Origin of the sequence: Acidovorax sp. 62 (genome assembly GCF_002754495.1) — a bacterium.
GTDB lineage: Bacteria > Pseudomonadota > Gammaproteobacteria > Burkholderiales > Burkholderiaceae_C > Acidovorax.
Genome location: NZ_PEFJ01000001.1, coordinates 2,563,041 through 2,580,743, shown reverse-complemented (window position 1 = coordinate 2,580,743; position 17,703 = coordinate 2,563,041). Strand labels below are relative to the sequence as shown.

The 17,703-nt window shown below is 63.6% G+C and carries 11 protein-coding genes, 2 tRNA genes and 1 riboswitch; of the genes, 5 read left to right on the top strand and 8 right to left on the bottom strand.

Annotation, left to right across the window (positions count from 1 at the left end):
• Positions 1 to 30 precede the first annotated feature (30 nt).
• Positions 31 to 1,233, top strand: a complete 1,203-nt coding sequence (locus CLU86_RS11620) for an MFS transporter (RefSeq protein WP_099658733.1) — start codon at positions 31 to 33, stop codon at positions 1,231 to 1,233.
• 15 nt (positions 1,234 to 1,248) lie between these two features.
• A complete protein-coding gene (locus tag CLU86_RS11615; protein ID WP_099741707.1) occupies positions 1,249 to 3,063 on the top strand; it encodes a bifunctional UDP-sugar hydrolase/5'-nucleotidase in 1,815 nt (604 codons plus the stop codon).
• A gap of 303 nt (positions 3,064 to 3,366) precedes the next feature.
• Here the strand turns inward: CLU86_RS11615 and nrdR are convergent, their stop codons facing one another.
• The 3 genes from nrdR to CLU86_RS11600 form a co-directional block, all read right to left on the bottom strand.
• Entirely contained in the window at positions 3,367 to 3,816 is a 450-nt protein-coding gene (gene nrdR, locus CLU86_RS11610; protein WP_044402746.1) for a transcriptional regulator NrdR, read from the bottom strand.
• Positions 3,817 to 3,844: 28 nt separating this feature from the next.
• On the bottom strand, positions 3,845 to 5,089 hold the full coding sequence (gene glyA, locus CLU86_RS11605) for a serine hydroxymethyltransferase (RefSeq protein ID WP_099656215.1): 1,245 nt from the start codon (positions 5,087 to 5,089) through the stop codon (positions 3,845 to 3,847).
• A gap of 37 nt (positions 5,090 to 5,126) precedes the next feature.
• A riboswitch (ZMP/ZTP riboswitch) is annotated at positions 5,127 to 5,277 on the bottom strand.
• A 117-nt stretch (positions 5,278 to 5,394) separates the two neighbouring features.
• Complete coding sequence (locus tag CLU86_RS11600) at positions 5,395 to 6,249, bottom strand: lytic transglycosylase domain-containing protein (protein ID WP_099741706.1); 855 nt, start codon at positions 6,247 to 6,249, stop codon at positions 5,395 to 5,397.
• Between the two features lie 988 nt (positions 6,250 to 7,237).
• Here CLU86_RS11600 and CLU86_RS11595 point away from each other — a divergent pair.
• Positions 7,238 to 9,979 carry a DUF349 domain-containing protein gene (locus CLU86_RS11595; protein ID WP_099741705.1) on the top strand — a complete coding sequence of 914 codons (2,742 nt, stop codon included), beginning with the start codon at positions 7,238 to 7,240 and terminating at the stop codon, positions 9,977 to 9,979.
• A gap of 8 nt (positions 9,980 to 9,987) precedes the next feature.
• Positions 9,988 to 10,437: a GNAT family acetyltransferase gene (locus CLU86_RS11590; protein WP_099741704.1), complete on the top strand. Its 450-nt coding sequence runs from the start codon at positions 9,988 to 9,990 to the stop codon at positions 10,435 to 10,437.
• A gap of 204 nt (positions 10,438 to 10,641) precedes the next feature.
• Here the strand turns inward: CLU86_RS11590 and CLU86_RS11585 are convergent.
• Together CLU86_RS11585 and CLU86_RS11580 are read right to left on the bottom strand one after the other, a co-directional pair.
• Positions 10,642 to 10,726: transfer RNA gene (locus CLU86_RS11585), tRNA-Leu, on the bottom strand.
• A gap of 165 nt (positions 10,727 to 10,891) precedes the next feature.
• Positions 10,892 to 10,976 (bottom strand) — tRNA-Leu (locus CLU86_RS11580).
• Between the two features lie 19 nt (positions 10,977 to 10,995).
• Here CLU86_RS11580 and rnr point away from each other — a divergent pair.
• Entirely contained in the window at positions 10,996 to 13,359 is a 2,364-nt protein-coding gene (rnr, locus tag CLU86_RS11575; RefSeq protein ID WP_099741703.1) for a ribonuclease R, read from the top strand.
• Positions 13,360 to 13,413: 54 nt separating this feature from the next.
• Here rnr and CLU86_RS11570 read toward each other — a convergent pair whose 3' ends face one another.
• The 3 genes from CLU86_RS11570 to CLU86_RS11560 form a co-directional block, all read right to left on the bottom strand.
• Positions 13,414 to 14,976, bottom strand: a complete 1,563-nt coding sequence (locus CLU86_RS11570; RefSeq protein ID WP_099741702.1) for an NAD(P)H-hydrate dehydratase — start codon at positions 14,974 to 14,976, stop codon at positions 13,414 to 13,416.
• Between the two features lie 105 nt (positions 14,977 to 15,081).
• Positions 15,082 to 16,296, bottom strand: a complete 1,215-nt coding sequence (locus CLU86_RS11565; protein ID WP_099741701.1) for an FAD-dependent oxidoreductase — start codon at positions 16,294 to 16,296, stop codon at positions 15,082 to 15,084.
• A gap of 52 nt (positions 16,297 to 16,348) precedes the next feature.
• Positions 16,349 to 17,692, bottom strand: coding sequence for an amidase (locus CLU86_RS11560; RefSeq protein WP_099741700.1), 1,344 nt, complete (start codon positions 17,690 to 17,692; stop codon positions 16,349 to 16,351).
• Positions 17,693 to 17,703 lie beyond the last annotated feature (11 nt).

Here is a 17,703-nt window from a genome sequence, read left to right as displayed (position 1 = left end):
GGCACGTTGTGCCTGCGCGGCCTGACAGGCATGAACAGGCTGCGCACGGCCTGGGCGAGCCGCCCCTTGCTGCCATTTGCTGCGCTGTCGGCCAGCTATTTTGCGCACATCGGGTTCTTTAACCCGTACCTTCCGCTGTGGCTCAAAAGCCTGGGCTTGCCATTGCTCACCATCAGCGTGCTGACGTCGGTGCAGTCCCTCACGCGGTTGTTTGCGCCCTATGGCTGGGGCATGCTCAGCGACCACACGGGCGAGCGGGTGCGCTGGCTGCGCTTGTGTGCCACGGTGGCCTTGGTGGTGTCGCTGGGCTTGTGGTGGGAGGCTGGTGTGTTCTGGCTGGCTGCTGTGCTGCTGCTCATGTTCACCCACACCAGCGCCATGATGCCCATGAGCGAGGCCGCCATGGCGCACCTGGTCAGCCAGGGTGGCAGCTTTGATGCGCGGCGCTATGGCCGGGTGCGGCTGTGGGGCTCGCTGGGCTTTTTGGTCACGGTGTTTGCGGCTGGGGCCTGGTTTGAGCGCCATGGCATGGCGCATTTCCCGGGCTGGACGCTGGGCACCTTGCTGGCCGTGGTGGTCAGCACCTGGCTGTTGCCGGGGCTCAAGGAAGACGCTGCCGAGGCCGCTACGCCCGGCACCCTGAACCCGCCTGTGTGGCCGGTGCTGTGCCAGCCCGTGGTGCGGTGGTTTTTTGCGTCCGCGTTTTTCCATGTGCTGGCGCACATGGCGGTGTATGTGTTTTTTTCGCTGTACCTGGACGCGCTGGGTTACGCCAAATCCACCATTGGCATTTTGTGGGCGGTGTCGGTGGTGGTCGAGATCGTTTGGTTCTTTACCCAAAGCCGGTGGCTGCCGCGTTGGCCCTTGACGGGCTGGCTGCTGGTGTGCGCTGCCGCCATGGCTTTGCGCATGGGCATGACGGCGGCAGGCGGCGAGTGGTGGGCGGTGTTGTGCGCTGCGCAGGTGCTGCACGCGCTGACGTTTGCCGCGCACCACACGGCGTGCATTGCGTTGCTGTCGCAGTTCTTTCCAGGGCGTTTGCGTGGCCGGGGGCAGGCGCTGTACTCGGTGCTGGCCTATGGCCTACCAGGGGTGCTGGGTGCCTTGGCCGGTGGCGCGGTGGGCGCGGCGCTGGGTCTGGCCTCGGTGTACTGGCTGGCCATGGGCAGCAGCCTGCTGGCCTGTGTGTGTGCGTGGAGGGTGGGGCGGCTGGCTGCCCGCCTTCCGCAGTGAATAGGGAGAGATGACATGAATCAGATTCAAACGGGCAAAGTGCGATGGGTGGGTGCTGCGGCCTGCGTGCTGGCTGCGGCCGCATTGGTGGGCTGTGCCCATGGCCCTGAAGCGGGCCCGGCGATGCAGCCCGGCGCGGTAGCCCCTGGCGCCGCCACGATGGACATCGGGCTGATCGCCTTCAATGACCTGCATGGCAACCTGGAGCCACCGCACATCGCGGTGCCCATCCGTGGTGCCGCTGGCGTCGAACGCGTGCCTGCCGGTGGAGCGGCCTACCTGGCCAGTGCCATCGCCCAGCTCAAGTCGCGCAACCCGCACCACGCCGTGATCACGGCGGGGGACATGGTGGGGGCCTCGCCCTTGGTCTCGGCACTGTTTCTGGACGAGCCCACCATCGAAGCGGTGAACCACATGCAGATCGACTTTTCTGCCGTGGGCAACCATGAGTTTGACCGGGGCTGGCAGGAACTGCTGCGCCTGCAGCGGGGCGGCTGCGAGAAGTTCACGGTGCGCGAGCCGTGCCAGATCAGCAAGCCCTTTGAGGGCGCGCGTTTTGGCTTTCTGGCCGCCAACACCCTGCGTGAAGACGGACAGCCGCTGCTGCCTGCCACGGGCATCAAGCGCTTTACCCAAGGCGGGGTGACCGTGACCGTGGGCTTCATTGGTATGACCCTCAAGGCCACGCCCACCATGGTCAGCCCCTCGGGGGTGAAGGGCCTGCGCTTTGAAGACGAGGCGAGCACCGCCAATGCGCTGATTCCCCAGCTGCGTGCCCAAGGCGCCGATGTGATTGTGGTGGCCATCCATGAAGGCGGCTATACCAACGCCAAGGTGCTGGAGCAGAGCTGCTCGGGCATCAATGGGGACATCGTGCCCATCCTGGAGCGGCTGGACCCTGCGGTGGATGTGGTGGTGTCGGGCCACACCCACCAGGCCTACGTGTGCGACTACGGCCGGGTAAACCCCTCACGGCCATTTTTGCTGACCAGTGCGGGGCAATATGGCTCGTTGGTGACCGAGGTGGCTTTGCAGGTGGACCTGAGCACCCGCCGCGTGGTGCGCAAGACGGCACACAACCACATCGTGCAAGGCGAGGCCTTTACCGGCAGCCAGGGGCTGGTGCCGCTGAACCCGGCCGTGCCAGCCTTCGCTGCAGACCCCTTCGTGCACCAACTGGTGGCCCGCTACCGCGCTGCGGCCGAGCCGCTGGCCCAGCGGCCTGTGGGGCGGGCCAGCGCCCCGGTGCTGCGGGCGCGTGCCGCATCCCAGGAAAGCGCGCTGGGCAACCTGATTGCCGACGCGCAACTGGCCGCTACCCAGGCGCCTGACAAGGGCGGCGCCCAGCTGTCGTTCATGAACCCCGGCGGCCTGCGTGCCGACCTGGTGCCTGATGCCCAGGGCCGCTTGAGCTATGGGCAGCTGTTCAGCGTGCAGCCCTTTGGCAACAACATCATGGTGCGCACCTACACCGGGGCTCAGATTCGCGCGGTGCTGGAGCAGCAGTTCAGCGGCGGCACCAGCCGGCCAGAGGCACCCCGGGTGCTGTCGGTGTCTGAAGGCTTTGGCTACCGGTACGACCTTTCGCAACCTGCGGGGGCTCGCATCACCCACATGACTATGCACGGCAAGCCGCTGGAAGAGGGCGCCCAGGTGCGCGTGGCCATCAGCAGCTTCCTGGCCAGCGGGGGCGATGGGTTCACCGTATTTTCTGAAGGGCGTGACACCCTGGGGGGAGATCAGGACCTGGATGCCCTGGAGGCCTATGTGCGGGCGCAGAACCCGGTGGTGCCGCCTGCCACCGATCGCATTCAGCGGGTGGTGCGCTGATGGGTTGAGGGGCTTCGCCCTGCGTGGTGGCAGCCAGGTCTACGGACCCGGCCCACTGCCGGGTGAGCCCGCCGCCTGGGATGGATGCCTGTGGGATCGTTGCCTCGCACCGCACATCAGGCGGCAAGCGCGCTGGAGCTTTTGCTGGAGGTTTAAGCCAAATAGGCCTCTATCGCTTGTGGTTAAAGCGCTGGCAGCTATAAATTTGGTAGCAATTGGGCGCTGGGCTACCGAAGAAGTGGAATGACTGCAGTGCAGTCTGCGGCAGCTTTGCCCCGGGTCGCCAATGCGAGGTGCGGTGACTTACTTGCGCACTTCGTCTACGAGTGCCCGGAACTCATCAATGTCTTCAAAGCTGCGGTACACGCTCGCAAAGCGGATGTAGGCGACCTTGTCGAGCTTCTTGAGCTCGCGCATCACCAACTCGCCGATGCGGCCCGAGTTCACTTCGCGCTGGCCGAGGTTCAGCAGCTTTTCTTCAATGCGCTCAATGGCGCTGTCGATTTGCTCGGTGCTCACCGGGCGCTTGCGCAACGCCAGGTTGAAGGAGGCGAGCAGCTTGCCGCGCTCGTACTCGATGCGGCGGCCGTCTTTTTTGACGATGGCCGGGAAGTTCACTTCCGGCCGTTCGTAGGTGGTAAAGCGCTTGTCGCACGCGCCGCACTGGCGGCGGCGGCGAATGAACACCCCGTCTTCAGACACCCGTGTTTCAACGACTTGCGTTTCCAGGTGGCTGCAGAAGGGGCATTTCATGGTCGCTGATCGCTATCGGCTTGACGGCTTAGCGGTAGACAGGGAAGCGTGCGGTCAGGGCGTTGACCTTGGCGCGCACGGCGGCGATGTTGGCTTCATCGCGTGGGTTGTCCAGCACGTCGGCGATCAGGTTCGCAGTGATGCGGGCTTCTTCTTCCTTGAAGCCGCGTGTGGTCATGGCGGGGGTGCCAATGCGCACGCCGCTGGTCACCATCGGCTTTTCAGGGTCGTTGGGGATCGCGTTCTTGTTGATGGTCATGTGGGCGGCGCCCAGCACGGCCTCGGCTTCCTTGCCGGTGATGCCCTTGGCGCGCAGGTCGACCAGCATCACGTGGCTTTGTGTGCCACCGCTCACGATGCGCAGGCCGCGTGCGGTCAGCGTCTCGGCCACGACCTTGGCGTTCTTGGCCACTTGTTCCTGGTAGGCCTTGAACTCGGGCTGCATTGCTTCCTTGAAGGCCACGGCCTTGGCTGCGATCACGTGCATCAGCGGGCCGCCTTGCAGGCCAGGGAAGATGGCGCTGTTGATGGCTTTTTCGTGCTCGGCTTTCATCAGGATGATGCCGCCACGGGGGCCGCGCAGGCTCTTGTGCGTGGTGGAGGTGACCACATCAGCGTGGGGCACGGGGTTGGGGTACACGCCGGCAGCGATCAGGCCAGCGTAGTGGGCCATGTCCACCATGAAGATCGCGCCGATTTCCTTGGCGATCTTGGCGAAGCGGGCAAAGTCGATGTGCAGGCTGTAGGCGGATGCACCGGCCACGATGAGCTTGGGCTTGTGTTCGCGGGCCTTGGCTTCCATCGCGTCGTAGTCAATGGCTTCGTTCTTGTCCAGGCCGTAGCTGACCACGTTGAACCACTTGCCCGACATGTTCAGCGGCATGCCGTGTGTCAGGTGGCCGCCTTCGGCCAGGCTCATGCCCATGATGGTGTCGCCGGGCTTCAAGAAGGCCAGGAACACGGCTTCGTTGGCAGATGCGCCGCAGTGGGGCTGCACGTTGGCGGCGTCGGCGCCGAAGATCTTCTTGACGCGGTCAATGGCCAGTTGCTCGGCCACATCCACATGCTCGCAGCCACCGTAGTAGCGCTTGCCTGGGTAGCCTTCGGCGTATTTGTTGGTGAGCTGGGTGCCCTGCGCCCACATCACGGCGGGGGAGGCGTAGTTCTCGCTGGCGATCAGCTCGATGTGGTGCTCTTGGCGGGCGTTTTCAGCCTGGATGGCGGCAAACAGCTCGGGATCGGTTTGTTCGACAAGAATATTGCGGTCGTACATGGTGTTGGCAGTCCTATGAACTTGTGTCCCTTGAAACAAGGGCTGCCCAGGCGAACGGCGGAACGCAAAGTCTTGGGACCTTGCGGCACGCTCCCCAGTGGTTCACAAGAAGCAGGTTCTTGCTGGTTTCCACGTCAGCGGCAACACCCGTGAGGGCCTTGCGCCTATCGCCAGTTGCGTACCCGCGTAGTGTAGCTGAGGTCTGGGGACTGCCACTTTGCCTGACTTTGCTGTGGGGCTGTGCGAAGCAATGTGCTCCCGCTGCGGGCCATGGCGGTGCCTTGGTGGCCCGTTGACCAGGGCTGTCAGAGCCCGGTCGTGAGCAGCGCGACCTTGCTGTCGTTCCCTGCTGCGGAAGGCGTGTTGCGCGAGGTGGCGGGGGTTGCCTGGGCTGGTGTCGCTGGCGCCTGGGTTGACAGCATCGTTGGTGCGTTCAGTGGCACCGAGCGGCCGCTGGCCACTTGCTTCAGGCGGGCATGTTCGGCCATCACCTTGGCGGTGTAGCCACCGTCGTCTGCCAAGTTGGCTGCGCCCACGTAGTAGCGCAGCCCGCCTTCGATCGAGCCTGCACGTGCAATGCATTCCTGCAGCACTTTGACGCCAACCCGGAGGTTGGAGACGGGATCAAACGCGGCAAAGTGACCGCCAAAATTCTGGTACTTCTCGGTGTGCACCGTGGTCATCACTTGCATGAGGCCCTGCGCACCCACCGCGCTTTGCGCAAAGGGGTTGAAGTTGGACTCAATCGCCATGATGGCGAGGATGAGCGTGGGGTCCAGCTTGGTACGCCCGCCGATTTCGTAGGCTTCTGCCACAAGCGCGCTCAGGGGCTCAGCTGCCACCTTGTATTTTTTGCTGAGCCAGAAGGCCACCGCAGCCTGCTCTTTGGGCAGGTCTTTGGGGTTGCTGGCCGTGGCGCGCTCGCTGGCCTCGGGCTCAACGGGCATGCCAATGGCTGCGACCTGCCGGGCCTGAAGCCAGCCCATGAGCTGCTCCTCGCCGGCTTGGCGCAGGTCGGGTCGGGCCGTCAAAGTGATGGCCACAAAGGCAACGGCCAAGCCGATGAGGGCAAAGCTGTTGTGGGTGATCTCAAGAAAACCGTTGGTCACATCGGCAACGAAGGTTCGTACGCCGGAGACTATTTTTCCTGACGCTGTCATAGCTCTTCCTTTCTGAGGCGGATTCCGCACGGGGCGCCTGCCGGTGTTGGCAGTGCGGTTGCGGGTGTCCGCTTGGATTGGTACGCCATCAAACTCTGTGTCGGTGCGATCGCAGGTTGCGACGCTGGCAGAGTTGACTTAGCCGGGTTCGGCAGCGGGTTGGGGTTTTTACCAGCCTTGGTTTTGAAGGCTGGCGGATTCTAGGAGGGTACTTAATTCATGGTCAATACTATCAAAAATTGATTTAAGACATAAAAATTATAAAAACACTGTGATTGCATCCATATTTTTGATGGAGGAAGTGCTTTGTGGCCTCGGTTTGTCGAGGGGAGGGTGTTGTTTGAAAGATTTTTTCAATCAATTGATATGTGGTGATTGAAATTGCTGTTTGAAGCGGTTGGCGTAGTTTGTTAACGTGGAGGCGCCTGAAAGATCAGGCATCGCCGGACGAAGCCAAATCTCCCTCCAACCGCATTCAGTGCCTAGGTGCAGCAGACGAGGCTTTCATGGCACCCCATGGGGGCAATCCATTGCCCCCTCGCAACGAGGACGTGAACCTCCGCGTTGCGAAGCGATGGCAAAGACCGTTGTGTCAGCCGTCAAGCCCGGTGAGCAAGCCACATGGCCGTGTTCATCGGGCTTTCTTGTTTGTGGGCTGGCGCTTGGTGTGGTTGACACCCCTTTGGTTTTTCCTCGGCTCCAGGGGCTGTCAATCGGTACCTTTGCATATATATAGATAATGGGCGCTGTTGCCCTTGGGGTTGCCCTAGACCCTGGTCACTGGCCAGCAGGGTTGCTGTGCATGGGCAGGGGGTGTTTGTGCCATGTCATGTTGATCGGGCGGATGCCCGGGCATCATCCCCACGCAGGTCGGTTGGCCTGTCTGTGACAATAGTTTCTTTTGCCATGGCCTGTCTGTAAGGCCGGTGCCATGGCTGGTCTGGCTAGGGGTGTTGGCCTCCAGGCCCCATTCGTTTTTGATTGATCCATGTTTCCTTTTTTTTCCCGCAGCAAAATGTCTGAAGCCCCTGAAGTGAATCCGGCCCCGGCCAAAACCCAAGAGTTGCACCCGCTGGACGCACTGACTGGTGGTGCTTTTTCAGCAGCGACCTCTGGTGAGCGCGCTTCGCGTATCCGCGATTGGCTCACCACGCAGCCGGCGCCTGAGCAACTGCAAGAGGTGTTCAAGGAGCTGAGTGGCCGGGACAAGGGCGCGGCCCGCGCGGTGCGCGAGCGTCTGGATGAGATTCGCCGGGCCAAGGGGCAAGAAGCGATCGCGGCCGAGTGGGCCGAGAAAGCCCAGGCACTGCTGGCGGCCTCCAAGCTCAATATCGCTGACGCTTTAGCCTGGCAGCGGGATGCCGCCAAGGCAGGTGCACCTCTGTCGCGTGAGCCCCTGTCTGTGCTCAAGGTGCAAATTGCCGACCGCGTCAAGGTGATTGAAGACCTGCAGCACCGTGTCCAGGTGCAGCGCGAAGCGGCCGTATTGCTCGCACAGCGCATTGAAGTGCTATCGACAAAATCTTGGCGTGATGCGCAGGCCGCCTTGGAATTGCTGGGGGCGGATGTCGCCCGTTGGCAAGAGCAAGCCCTTGGTCTGGCAGGTGATGCCAGTTGGGCCAGTGTGGAAGCCCGTTTTCCCCCGCTGTTGGATGCTTCCAAGTCCCAGCTGCTGGTGGTGTGGGAGGCATTTCAGCCTGCGCTGGCCCAAGCGGTTGCGGCGGCCGAGGATGCCAATGCCCCACTGCCGCCTGTGCCTGTGTGGGCTGATGAGTTGCGTGTGGCGCGGGGCCTGCCCTCTGAGGCGGCTGCCGCAGCGGCCAAGGCGGCCCGTCCAGCCAAGCCCAAGGTGGCTCCCGAGGTGCGCGACAAGGCGGTGCAGGCCGTACGCGAAGCGCTGGTCGTGCTAGAAAAGGAAACTGCCGAGGGCCACGGCAAGGCCAGCGCGGGTGCGGCAGCCGCTTTGCGCGCCGTGCTGAAGGTCCATGGCAAGCACCTGGATGCCGCGTTGGAGCAGCAAGTGCATGCTGCCTTGGTGGCCGCTGGTGAGCTGGAAGGCTGGCAGCGTTGGAGTGCCGATCAGGTGCGTGAAGAGTTGGTGGCCAAGGCCGAAGCGCTGCTCAATCGCCCTGAAGGCCAGGCCTTGGGTGGGCGCAAGATGCAGGAAACCCTGCGCCAGCTGCGTGAGCAATGGAAGCAAGCCGACCAGGGTGGCGCACCCAACCACGGGTTGTGGAAGAAGTTTGACGAGGCCTGCAATGCAGCCCACAAAGTGGTGGAAGCATGGCTGGACAAGATCCGGGCGGAGGCTGCTGAGCACAAGGCCCAGCGCCTGGCTTTGATCGAAGAGGTCAAGGCCTGGGCCCAGCAGCATGCAGCCTCTGGCGATTGGAAGGGCATCCATCGTGCGCTGTACCAGTTTGGCGACCGTTGGCGCGAAAGCGGTCATATCGGTGAAAAGCTGTTTGCCGAGTTGCAGCCGTTGTGGAAGCAGGCCATTGCCGCCGCTGCCGCGCCGTTTGAGGCAGCCCAGAAGGAAAGTCTGGCCCGGCGCCATGCCATGATTGAAGAGGCTACGGCCCTGGGTGCCGCGCCCATGTTGCGCATTGATGCGGTCAAGGCGCTGCAGCAGCGCTGGCAAGGCGAGGCACAGTCTGTGCCTCTGGACCGCAAGCACGAACAAAAGCTGTGGGATGCTTTCCGTAAGCCGATTGATGAGGCGTTCAATCGCAAGTCTGCAGACCGTGAGCGCGCAGTGACTGAGTTGAGTGCCAGAGACCGTGTGGTGGTGGATGCCTCCAAGGCGCTGGAGGCTGCTAACGCCACGGGTGACGCACAGCAGATTCGCTCTGCCATGCAGGCCCTGGAGGCTGCTTTGCGTGGACAAGCGCAAGCAGCCCAAGCCGTGGAGACGGCGCAAAAAGATGAGTCAAATCAGGCGCCAGCGCCCGTTGAATCAGCGCAAGATGCTCCTAAAGAAGGAGCGGTTGAGGCCTCTTCAGAAACTTCTGAGGACGTGGCGACCCCTGCGCCTGTTGCAGCGCCCAAGCCAGTGGCCCGTCCAGTGGTGGCTGTGCGTGGTGATGATCGACCCGGTATGAAAAAAGAAGCCCCGGCCGCCCCTGGTCGTGGCGCACGCCCAGGTGATCGCCGCGATGCGCGCCCTGGTGACCGCGATGCCAATCGTGGTCCTCGCACGGAGGGGCGTTTCGGTGATCGCAATGACCGTCCAGGCCGCTTTGGCGACCGTGCAGAGCGCGAAGACCGTGGCCCTCGTCTGGGGGACGCTGCTTTCCGAGCCCAGCGCGATGCCATGGAGCATGCCCAGCAAGCGCTGAAAAAGTTGGCGGCACAGGCTCATGGCGAAGCCCTGACCCAGTTGCTGTCGGCTTGGGAAAAGCGCGATGCGGCGCAGGTGCCCAGCGCTCAGGATCTGGGCGGGCGTGTCACGCCAGCTGTTCGCTCTGCCTGGACGCAGGCTTTGTCTGCAGCGCCCAAGGGCGATGCGGCCCAGGCGCTGTTGCGCTTGGAAATGGCCGCTGAAGTGCCCACTCCGGCAGAGCACATTGCCGCTCGCCGCATGCTGCAACTGCAATTGCTCACGCGCCGCAACGATCCAGCGCCAGACCAAACCTGGGGCGCTGATGCAGCCCAGGTGTTGGCCAGTGCCAGCGACGCCGCCGGTGCACGGCGTTTGCAAAATGTGCTGAAGGCATTGCTGCGCAAGTAACTCTGCCCATGCCCGCTGCTGCGCTGTGCATCCGCACCTTCGACTCGGCTGACGAGTCGGAGGTGGTGGCGCTTTGGCATGCCTGCGGGCTGGTGCGCCCCTGGAATGATCCGTACAAGGATATTGAGCGCAAACGAAGCTTTCAGCCCGGGCTTTTTTTGGTGGCCACGCAGGCTGATGCGGCGGGTGTGGAGGTGTTGGTCGGATCTGCCATGGCGGGGTACGACGGTCACCGTGGATCGGTGTACTACCTTGCTGTCGCGCCAGGGCATCAGCGGGCGGCTTTGGGTCGTCGGCTGATGCAGGAAGTGGAGCAGCGTCTGCTGGCGCTAGGCTGCCCCAAGGTCAATGTGCTGGTGCGGACCAGCAATGTGCAGGTGCTTGGCTTTTATGACGCGCTGGGTTACGCGCGGGATGAGGCTTTTTGCCTTGGCAAGCGATTGATCCCTGACCATTGAGTGCGGATTGGGTGCGCTGGTGTGTCAGCGCGATCTTGCTCCAGTGCCGACCCTGAATCATCTTTCTTTCTCTCCTGGGTTTCGGCGAGGTCTGTAACGCATTTGGCATGCGTGAAGGCCAATGGGCTGCGGCGAGGTACTTTGCCAAAAAGGGTTAGCGCAAAACAAAAAAGCCGTTGCATGTGCAACGGCTTTTTAATGATTTGGTGCCCAGGAGAGGACTCGAACCTCCACGATGTTACTCGCTAGTACCTGAAACTAGTGCGTCTACCAATTCCGCCACCTGGGCATTTCAGGAAAGATTTGAATTATAGAACAGGTTTTTCCTGTTTTTATAAGTTGTTTTGATTTTTTTGAAGGATGGCTTGTGCAGTCCGTTTGCCATCCATAAAAAAGCCACCGCAGAGGCAGTGGCTTTTTTATTTAGAAAACCGTCATCGGTTGTCGTTAAACTTGGTGCCCAGGAGAGGACTCGAACCTCCACGATGTTACTCGCTAGTACCTGAAACTAGTGCGTCTACCAATTCCGCCACCTGGGCATTTCAGGAAAGATTTAGATTGTATATCAAAAAAAACACCCCCGGCGCAGCGCCTGCACACCTGTCTGACGAAATCGAAGGCAGCATTCAGGGGCACCGAGATGGGCATGGGTTTGTCATCCGCGACGACGGGGATGGCGATATCTTCATCCCTCCCAACGAGATGCGGGCTGTGTTGCACAAGGACCGTGTGCGTGTGCGCATCGTTCGCCAGGACCGCCGCGGTCGCCCTGAGGGGCGGGTCGTTGAGATCATTGAGCGTCCTTTTCAGCCCATCATTGGCCGTTTGTTGCAGGAAAGCGGCGTATGGCTGGTGGCCCCTGAGGACAAGCGCTATGGACAGGATGTCCTGATCCCCAAGGGGGCCACTGGCGCTGCCAAGCCGGGGCAAGTGGTGGTGGTGGAACTGACCGAGCCGCCTGCTTTGTTCGGGCAACCTGTGGGCCGCATTGTGGAAGTGCTGGGCGAGGTCGATGACCCAGGGATGGAGATTGAGATTGCGGTGCGCAAGTACGGTGTTCCGCATGAGTTTTCTGCGGACTGTCTGGCGCAGGCCAAGGCGCTGCCAGACAAGGTTCGGGCGTTGGACAAGAAGCGCCGGGTGGATTTGACCGATGTACCTTTGGTCACCATTGACGGAGAAGACGCGCGCGACTTTGACGATGCCGTGTATTGCGAGCCCGCTAAAGTGGGGCGCAGTAAGGGCTGGCGCCTGCTGGTGGCGATTGCCGATGTGAGCCACTACGTCGAAACCGGCAGTGACATCGATATTGACGCCTACGACCGTGCCACCAGCGTTTACTTTCCGCGCCGCGTGATTCCCATGCTGCCCGAGAAGCTCAGCAATGGCCTGTGCTCTTTGAACCCCGAGGTCGAGCGGCTGTGCATGGTGTGCGACATGCTGGTGACCGCCAAGGGCGAGGTCCATGCCTACCAGTTCTACCCGGCAGTGATGTTCAGCCACGCCCGCTTCACCTACACCGAAGTGGCTGCGATTTTGGCCAACACCCGTGGTCCTGAGGCCAGCAAGCGCAAGGACCGGGTGAAGGATTTGCTGAACCTTCACGATGTGTACCGCGCCCTGCTGGTGGCGCGCCGTGAACGCGGGGCTGTGGACTTTGAGACCACTGAAACGCAAATCGTGTGCGATGAAAACGGACGCATCGAAAAAATCGTCCCCCGCACCCGCAACGATGCCCACAAGCTGATTGAAGAAGCCATGCTGGCTGCCAACGTTTGCAGTGCCGACTTCATCGCACAGGGTGGGCAGCCCGGATTGTTTCGGGTGCACGAGGGCCCAACCCCTGAAAAGCAAGAAATTCTGCGGGGCTACCTCAAGGCCATGGCGGTGGGGATGTCGATCAGCGACAACCCCAAGCCTTCGGAGTTTCAGGCGATTGCCGAGGCGACCAAAGACCGCCCGGATGCGCAGCAGATCCACACCATGCTGCTGCGCTCCATGCAGCAGGCGATCTACACGCCCATCAATAGTGGGCACTTTGGCTTGGCGTTTGAGGCCTACACACATTTCACCAGCCCGATTCGCCGCTACCCCGACTTGCTGGTGCACCGCGTCATCAAAGCCATTTTGAGCAAGACGCAGTACAAGTTGCCCGCCTTGCCCACCCCTGGTGAGGCCCATGCCAAGCTGGCCAAGCGGCTGGCGGCGCGCGTGGCGCCCCCGGGCACCAAGCCAAGAAAAGAAGCCAAGCCTGCCAGCCGTGAAACCCAGGCCTGGGAGGCGGCGGGCCTGCACTGCAGTGCCAATGAGCGCCGCGCCGATGAGGCCAGCCGTGATGTGGAGGCTTGGCTCAAGTGCAAGTACATGCGCGAGCATCTGGGCGAGGAGTACAGCGGCGTGGTCAGCGCGGCCACCAGCTTCGGCATCTTTGTGACGTTGGACGCCATGTATGTCGAAGGGCTGGTGCACATCACCGAGCTGGGGGGCGAGTACTTCAAGTTCGATGAAGCGCGCCAGGAGTTGCGCGGTGAGCGCACGGGCATCCGTTACGCCATTGGCACGCGGGTGCGGGTGCAGGTCAGCCGTGTGGACCTGGACGGGCGCAAGATTGACTTCCGTCTGGTGCGTGAGAACGAAGAGCTGATCGGCCGTGCGCTCAGGGACAAGGGGGTTGGCGGTGATTCGGCCACCGCACCGGGCGGTAAAAAAGGGCGCTCTGCGGCAGAGCGCAAAGGCTCTGCCGCAGGGGCGGCGGGCAAGGGCCGCAGGCCTGCGGCAGATGCATCGGCCTTGGACGCGACCCCGTCCGCGCGTGACCGGGGCAACCGTTCCCCCATCCAGTCACTGAAGGCCTCGGTCAAGCAGGCTGTGACCAGTGGCAAGCCCGCCAAGGGCAAGGGCCGTAAGGCGCGCCGCAGTTGAGCACAGTGCCACCGGGGGGGGGGGGCGTCCCCGGTGGCGTGTTAGGCCTGGCGGCTAGGCCAAGCGTTGCGCCAGTGTTCCCGCAGTCAACGGCATTTGCTCTGGCCACTGGTCTGCTGCTTGCCCATGGACAAAGACGGCGGTCATGGCCGCCTGCTCGGGGGGCATGCCTTGTGCCAGATAGGCACCAATCATGCCTGCCAAGACATCGCCGGTGCCCGCCGTTGCCAGGCGGGCATTGCCCGTGGGGTTGATGGTGGGGGTGCCCTGGGGGGGGGCGATGATGGTGCCTGAGCCTTTGAGAACCACCACACACTGAAATTGACGGGCGAGTTGCTGCGCTGCAGCCAGCCGATGGGCTTGCACCTGGGCGGTGTGGGTGTGCAGCAGGCGTGCGGCTTCCAGCGGGTGGGGGGTAAGCACGGTGGTGTGCTGGCGTGCGGCGCGCGCCTTGAGCACCTGTTGCAGGCTGCCCTCTGCGCCTAGGGCGTTGAGGGCATCGGCGTCCAAGACCAAGGTGCCTGCCCGTTGCAGCACGGCTGGCAGCACGCCACGCACCGCTTGCCCGCCGCCACAGCCGCACACCACGGTGAGGGCCTCCAGCTCCAAGGCTTCAAAACGGCGCAGCATCAGCTCAGGCTGTGTGCTGATCTCGGCGGTCTCCGCGGGGTCCAGCAGGCTGACCAGCACCCTGCCAGCGCCTGCATGCAATGCTGCTGATGCGGCGAGCAGCGCGGCCCCTGTCATGCCCATGCCGCGCTGGGCCAGCCCTTCGCCGCCCACGATGGCGACATCACCATAGCTGCCTTTGTGGCTGGCATGGTGGCGCTGCGCTCTGGCGGGTGGGCCTGCCAGCCAGGCGGTGGGGGGCTCCCTGTTTTCCTGTGCGCGGCTGTGCGGTGTGTGCGGATGGGGTGGTGCGCTCAAGTCGTCCAGCCACACCTGTCCTGCTGCGTCTCGCCCGTGGGCGGTGAACAGCCCCGGCTTCAGGGTCAGCAGACTGAGGGTGTAGCGTGCCCCAGCGCCACCCGCGAGGCCTGCGCTGGCAGCGGCTTCCAGCCCGTGGGCATATTGCCCGGTGTCTGCATCCAGCCCCGATGGCACGTCGATTGCCAGCACCGGGGCCCTGCAGGTGTGCAGCTGTGCCAGCCATTGGGCGAGCACGCTGCCTGCGGTGTTGGGGGCTGGTGCGGGCGGGGTGGAGGCGCGCACGCCAATGCCCAGCAGGGCATCGATGCACAGGTCTTGCGGCGTCAGGTGCTCGGGTGGGGTGTCGCTCCAGGTGGTGTGGGCGGTGTTTCGGGCTTTCTCCCAGGACTTCCGTGCGTCGTCCGGCAGTGTCTCGGGCGAGCCCAGCCAGGTGATGATGACCTGGCGGTCGCTGCGTGCCAGATGGGTGGCGGCCTCCAGCCCATCGCCGCCATTGTTGCCCGGGCCGCAAGCAATCCACACGGTGCGTGCGTGCGGGGCAATCGCCTGCGCCAGCTGGGCCACGGCCCGTCCGGCGCGTTGCATCAGGGTGTGGGGTGGGAGTGCGGCCGCCATGGCCTGTTCTTGTCGGCGCGTGGCGGCGGTGTCGAATAACGGGTGGGCTTGGTCGGGCGTGATGCGTTGCATGGCAGGGTCCCGCAGCGCAAAGGGCTGCTTATCCCTTGATTTTGCGCTGCTGGGGGGCTGTTGACGATCTCGCGAGGGTGAGAAGCCCCCATGCCTTGAGCACGCTTAAAAGCGCTGCGCCTCCAGCCCCTGCAGGTTGACTTCCGGGGTGCGTTGGCCGATCAGATCGGCCAACACGCGGGCGCTGCCGCAGGCCAGGGCCCAGCCACCGGCGCCGTGCCCGGTGTTGAGCCAGATGCCGGGCAAGCCGCTGTTGCCCAGGGCGGGCGCTCCGTCGGGCAGGGTGGGGCGTGCGCCCCGCCAGATTTGCAGGCTGCCAGACAATTGCGCGCCGCCGGGAAACCAGTCATTGACGGCGCGGTACAGCTTTTGCAGGGTGGCGTGGTGGTGCGGCGCCTGCGGCGATCCGACTTCGGCGCCGCCAGCAATGCGAATGCGCTGGCCCTGCCGTGTGATGGTGATTTGCTGTTGCGCGTCGATGGCGCTGGTCAGCGGCGCATGGGTGGCCTCGCGCAGGGGGGCGCTGACGGAGTAGCCAAACACCGAGGCCATGGGCAGCTTCAGCCCGCGTGGGCGCAGCAGGGCGGGGGAGGCGGCGCCCGCGCACAGCACCACGGCGTCAAACCGTCGCATGTCGGGCTCGCCCTGCAGCCACAGGCCGGTGGGCTCGCTGGACAGCGCAGTCACTGGGGTGTTGAACGCAAATTGCACCCCGGCACTTTGCATGCCTTGGCGCAGCATCTGGGCAAACAGTCGGCAGTTGCCGGACGCGGCGGAGGGCAGCAGCACCACGCTGTCCAGTGGTGCTTCGGGCGACAGGCCGGGCTCCAGTTGGCGCGCATTGTCTGGGCTGATGTCTTGGACCGGGGTGCCGGATTCGCGCAGCCAGTCCAGCAGTGGCTGGAGCTGCGCGCGGTCTTTGGCGGACCGGAAAAGAACCAAGCGGGCGGTATTGCTTTCAAAATCCAGCTCGTGGTGCGCGGCAAGGTCCAGGGTGCGTTGGCGGCTGTAGCGGGCCAGGCCCTCCAGTGCTGCCAGTGGCGTTTGGCTGCGCCGCCAGCGCCACAGCCAGGCCAGCTCCTTCAGTCCGGCGCCTTGCGCCATGCGGATGCCCGCTGGTGTGCTGCCCAGCAGCCCGGCTTTGCCAGCCAGTGCACAGGGGGTGGTCAGGTAGGGGGCGAGCAGCCCGGCGTTGGCAAAGCTGGCTTCCTCGGCGGCGGCGCTGCGCTGTTCCAGCACGGTCACTTCATGGCCGTCGTGGGCCAATTCGTATGCGGTGGTTACGCCGATGATCCCGGCGCCCACAATGGCGATCTTCATGGTTTTGAATGAAATGGTGCTCTGGCGCTTTTTCTATAAGCGCTAGCAGCTATTATTTTTGTAGCAATTCTTCGATGCGCAAGCCAATGTCGAGCACGGCGTCATCGTGCTCCCCCGCGTGCCAGACCATCAGTCCGGTGGGCAATTCGCCGCGCACATGGCAGGGCAATGAGAGTGCGCAGCCGTCCAGCATATTGACCACGCTGGTGTTGCGCAGCACCAAAGCGTTGGCCTTGAAGAAGGCCTCGTCACGCGCTTCGCCTGGTGCTACATCGGCCATGAGCGGGGCGGGGATGGGGGTGCAAGGGGAGAGCAGGGCATCAAAAGAGGCCATGCGGGCTTGCATGCGGTTGATCCAGTCTTGCCTGGCGTGCTGCAGGTCGATGTAATCGGCGGCGCCCATGGTGCCGCCCCGCTCGATGCGGCTGCGAACCCGAGGGTCGTACCGATGGGCCGACTGGGCCAGCAGGGGGCGGTGCCATGCGTAGCTCTCGGCGGCGGCCAGGCTGCCCTGTGCTTGCATGGGGCCTAGTTCGGCTGTTTCACGCAGATCGATGGTCTCGATGTGTGCGCCCGCTTGCTGCAGTGCGTCCAGAGAGCGCTGGAACGCGGTGCGAACTTCTGGGGCGAGGTCTTCCAAAAATGTGGTGGCGGGTACCGCAAGGCGCCACTGTGACAGGGGGGCAGCGCTGCGCACTGCGTGCCGTGCGGCCAGAACCTCGTGCACCAGGATGGCATCGCGCACGCTGCGTGTCATGGCGCAGGCGGTGTCTAGGGTGGTCGACAGGGGAATGGCGCCCCCGGTGGGCACCAGCCTTGCCGTGCTTTTGAAACCGACCAGTCCATTGAAAGCCGCAGGGATGCGGATGGACCCCCCTGTGTCTGAGCCCAGCGCGGCAAAGCAGGCGCCACTGGCCACCGATACAGCGGCACCCGAGGACGATCCGCCCGGCACGCGCGCACCACCGGGGATGGCGCCAAAGCGGGCGTCGAAGGCGGCGGGGGTGGTGAAGTGCGGGTTGGTGCCCACTCCGGAAAAAGCGAACTCCACCATGTGGGTGCGGCCCACAATGCTGCCGCCTGCGGCGCGCAGCCGGGCCACGGCGGGCGCATCGCTTGCGGCTGCCGGGGCATTTTGCAAAGCCAGCGAGCCTGCTGCGGTGACTTGCCCTGCCACGTCAAAAAGGTCTTTGACGGAAATGGCCAGGCCCGCCAAGGGTTGGTGCGCTGTTTCGGTGCGTTGCAACCGATCACGCTCTTGCTCAAAGGATGAGGAAAGAAAACAGTGGGCCGCAGCAGGGGCTTGCGCCAAGCGCTCCGATGCCTCCATGGCCTGGGCTGCGGTCAGGGCGCCCTCTTGTAACAGGGCGCGGGTCGCGATCAGGTCGGCTTGCATGGGTGTGCTAG

What these genes read in the sequence shown, in the direction of transcription:
- CLU86_RS11620 (WP_099658733.1), top strand. Translation starts at nt 31, where the DNA reads ATGAACAGGCTGCGCACGGCCTGGGCGAGCCGCCCCTTGCTGCCATTT.
- CLU86_RS11615 (WP_099741707.1), top strand. Translation starts at nt 1,249, where the DNA reads ATGAATCAGATTCAAACGGGCAAAGTGCGATGGGTGGGTGCTGCGGCC.
- nrdR (WP_044402746.1), bottom strand. Translation starts at nt 3,816, where the DNA reads ATGAAATGCCCCTTCTGCAGCCACCTGGAAACGCAAGTCGTTGAAACA.
- glyA (WP_099656215.1), bottom strand. Translation starts at nt 5,089, where the DNA reads ATGTACGACCGCAATATTCTTGTCGAACAAACCGATCCCGAGCTGTTT.
- CLU86_RS11600 (WP_099741706.1), bottom strand. Translation starts at nt 6,249, where the DNA reads ATGACAGCGTCAGGAAAAATAGTCTCCGGCGTACGAACCTTCGTTGCC.
- CLU86_RS11595 (WP_099741705.1), top strand. Translation starts at nt 7,238, where the DNA reads ATGTTTCCTTTTTTTTCCCGCAGCAAAATGTCTGAAGCCCCTGAAGTG.
- CLU86_RS11590 (WP_099741704.1), top strand. Translation starts at nt 9,988, where the DNA reads ATGCCCGCTGCTGCGCTGTGCATCCGCACCTTCGACTCGGCTGACGAG.
- CLU86_RS11570 (WP_099741702.1), bottom strand. Translation starts at nt 14,976, where the DNA reads ATGCAACGCATCACGCCCGACCAAGCCCACCCGTTATTCGACACCGCC.
- CLU86_RS11565 (WP_099741701.1), bottom strand. Translation starts at nt 16,296, where the DNA reads ATGAAGATCGCCATTGTGGGCGCCGGGATCATCGGCGTAACCACCGCA.
- CLU86_RS11560 (WP_099741700.1), bottom strand. Translation starts at nt 17,692, where the DNA reads ATGCAAGCCGACCTGATCGCGACCCGCGCCCTGTTACAAGAGGGCGCC.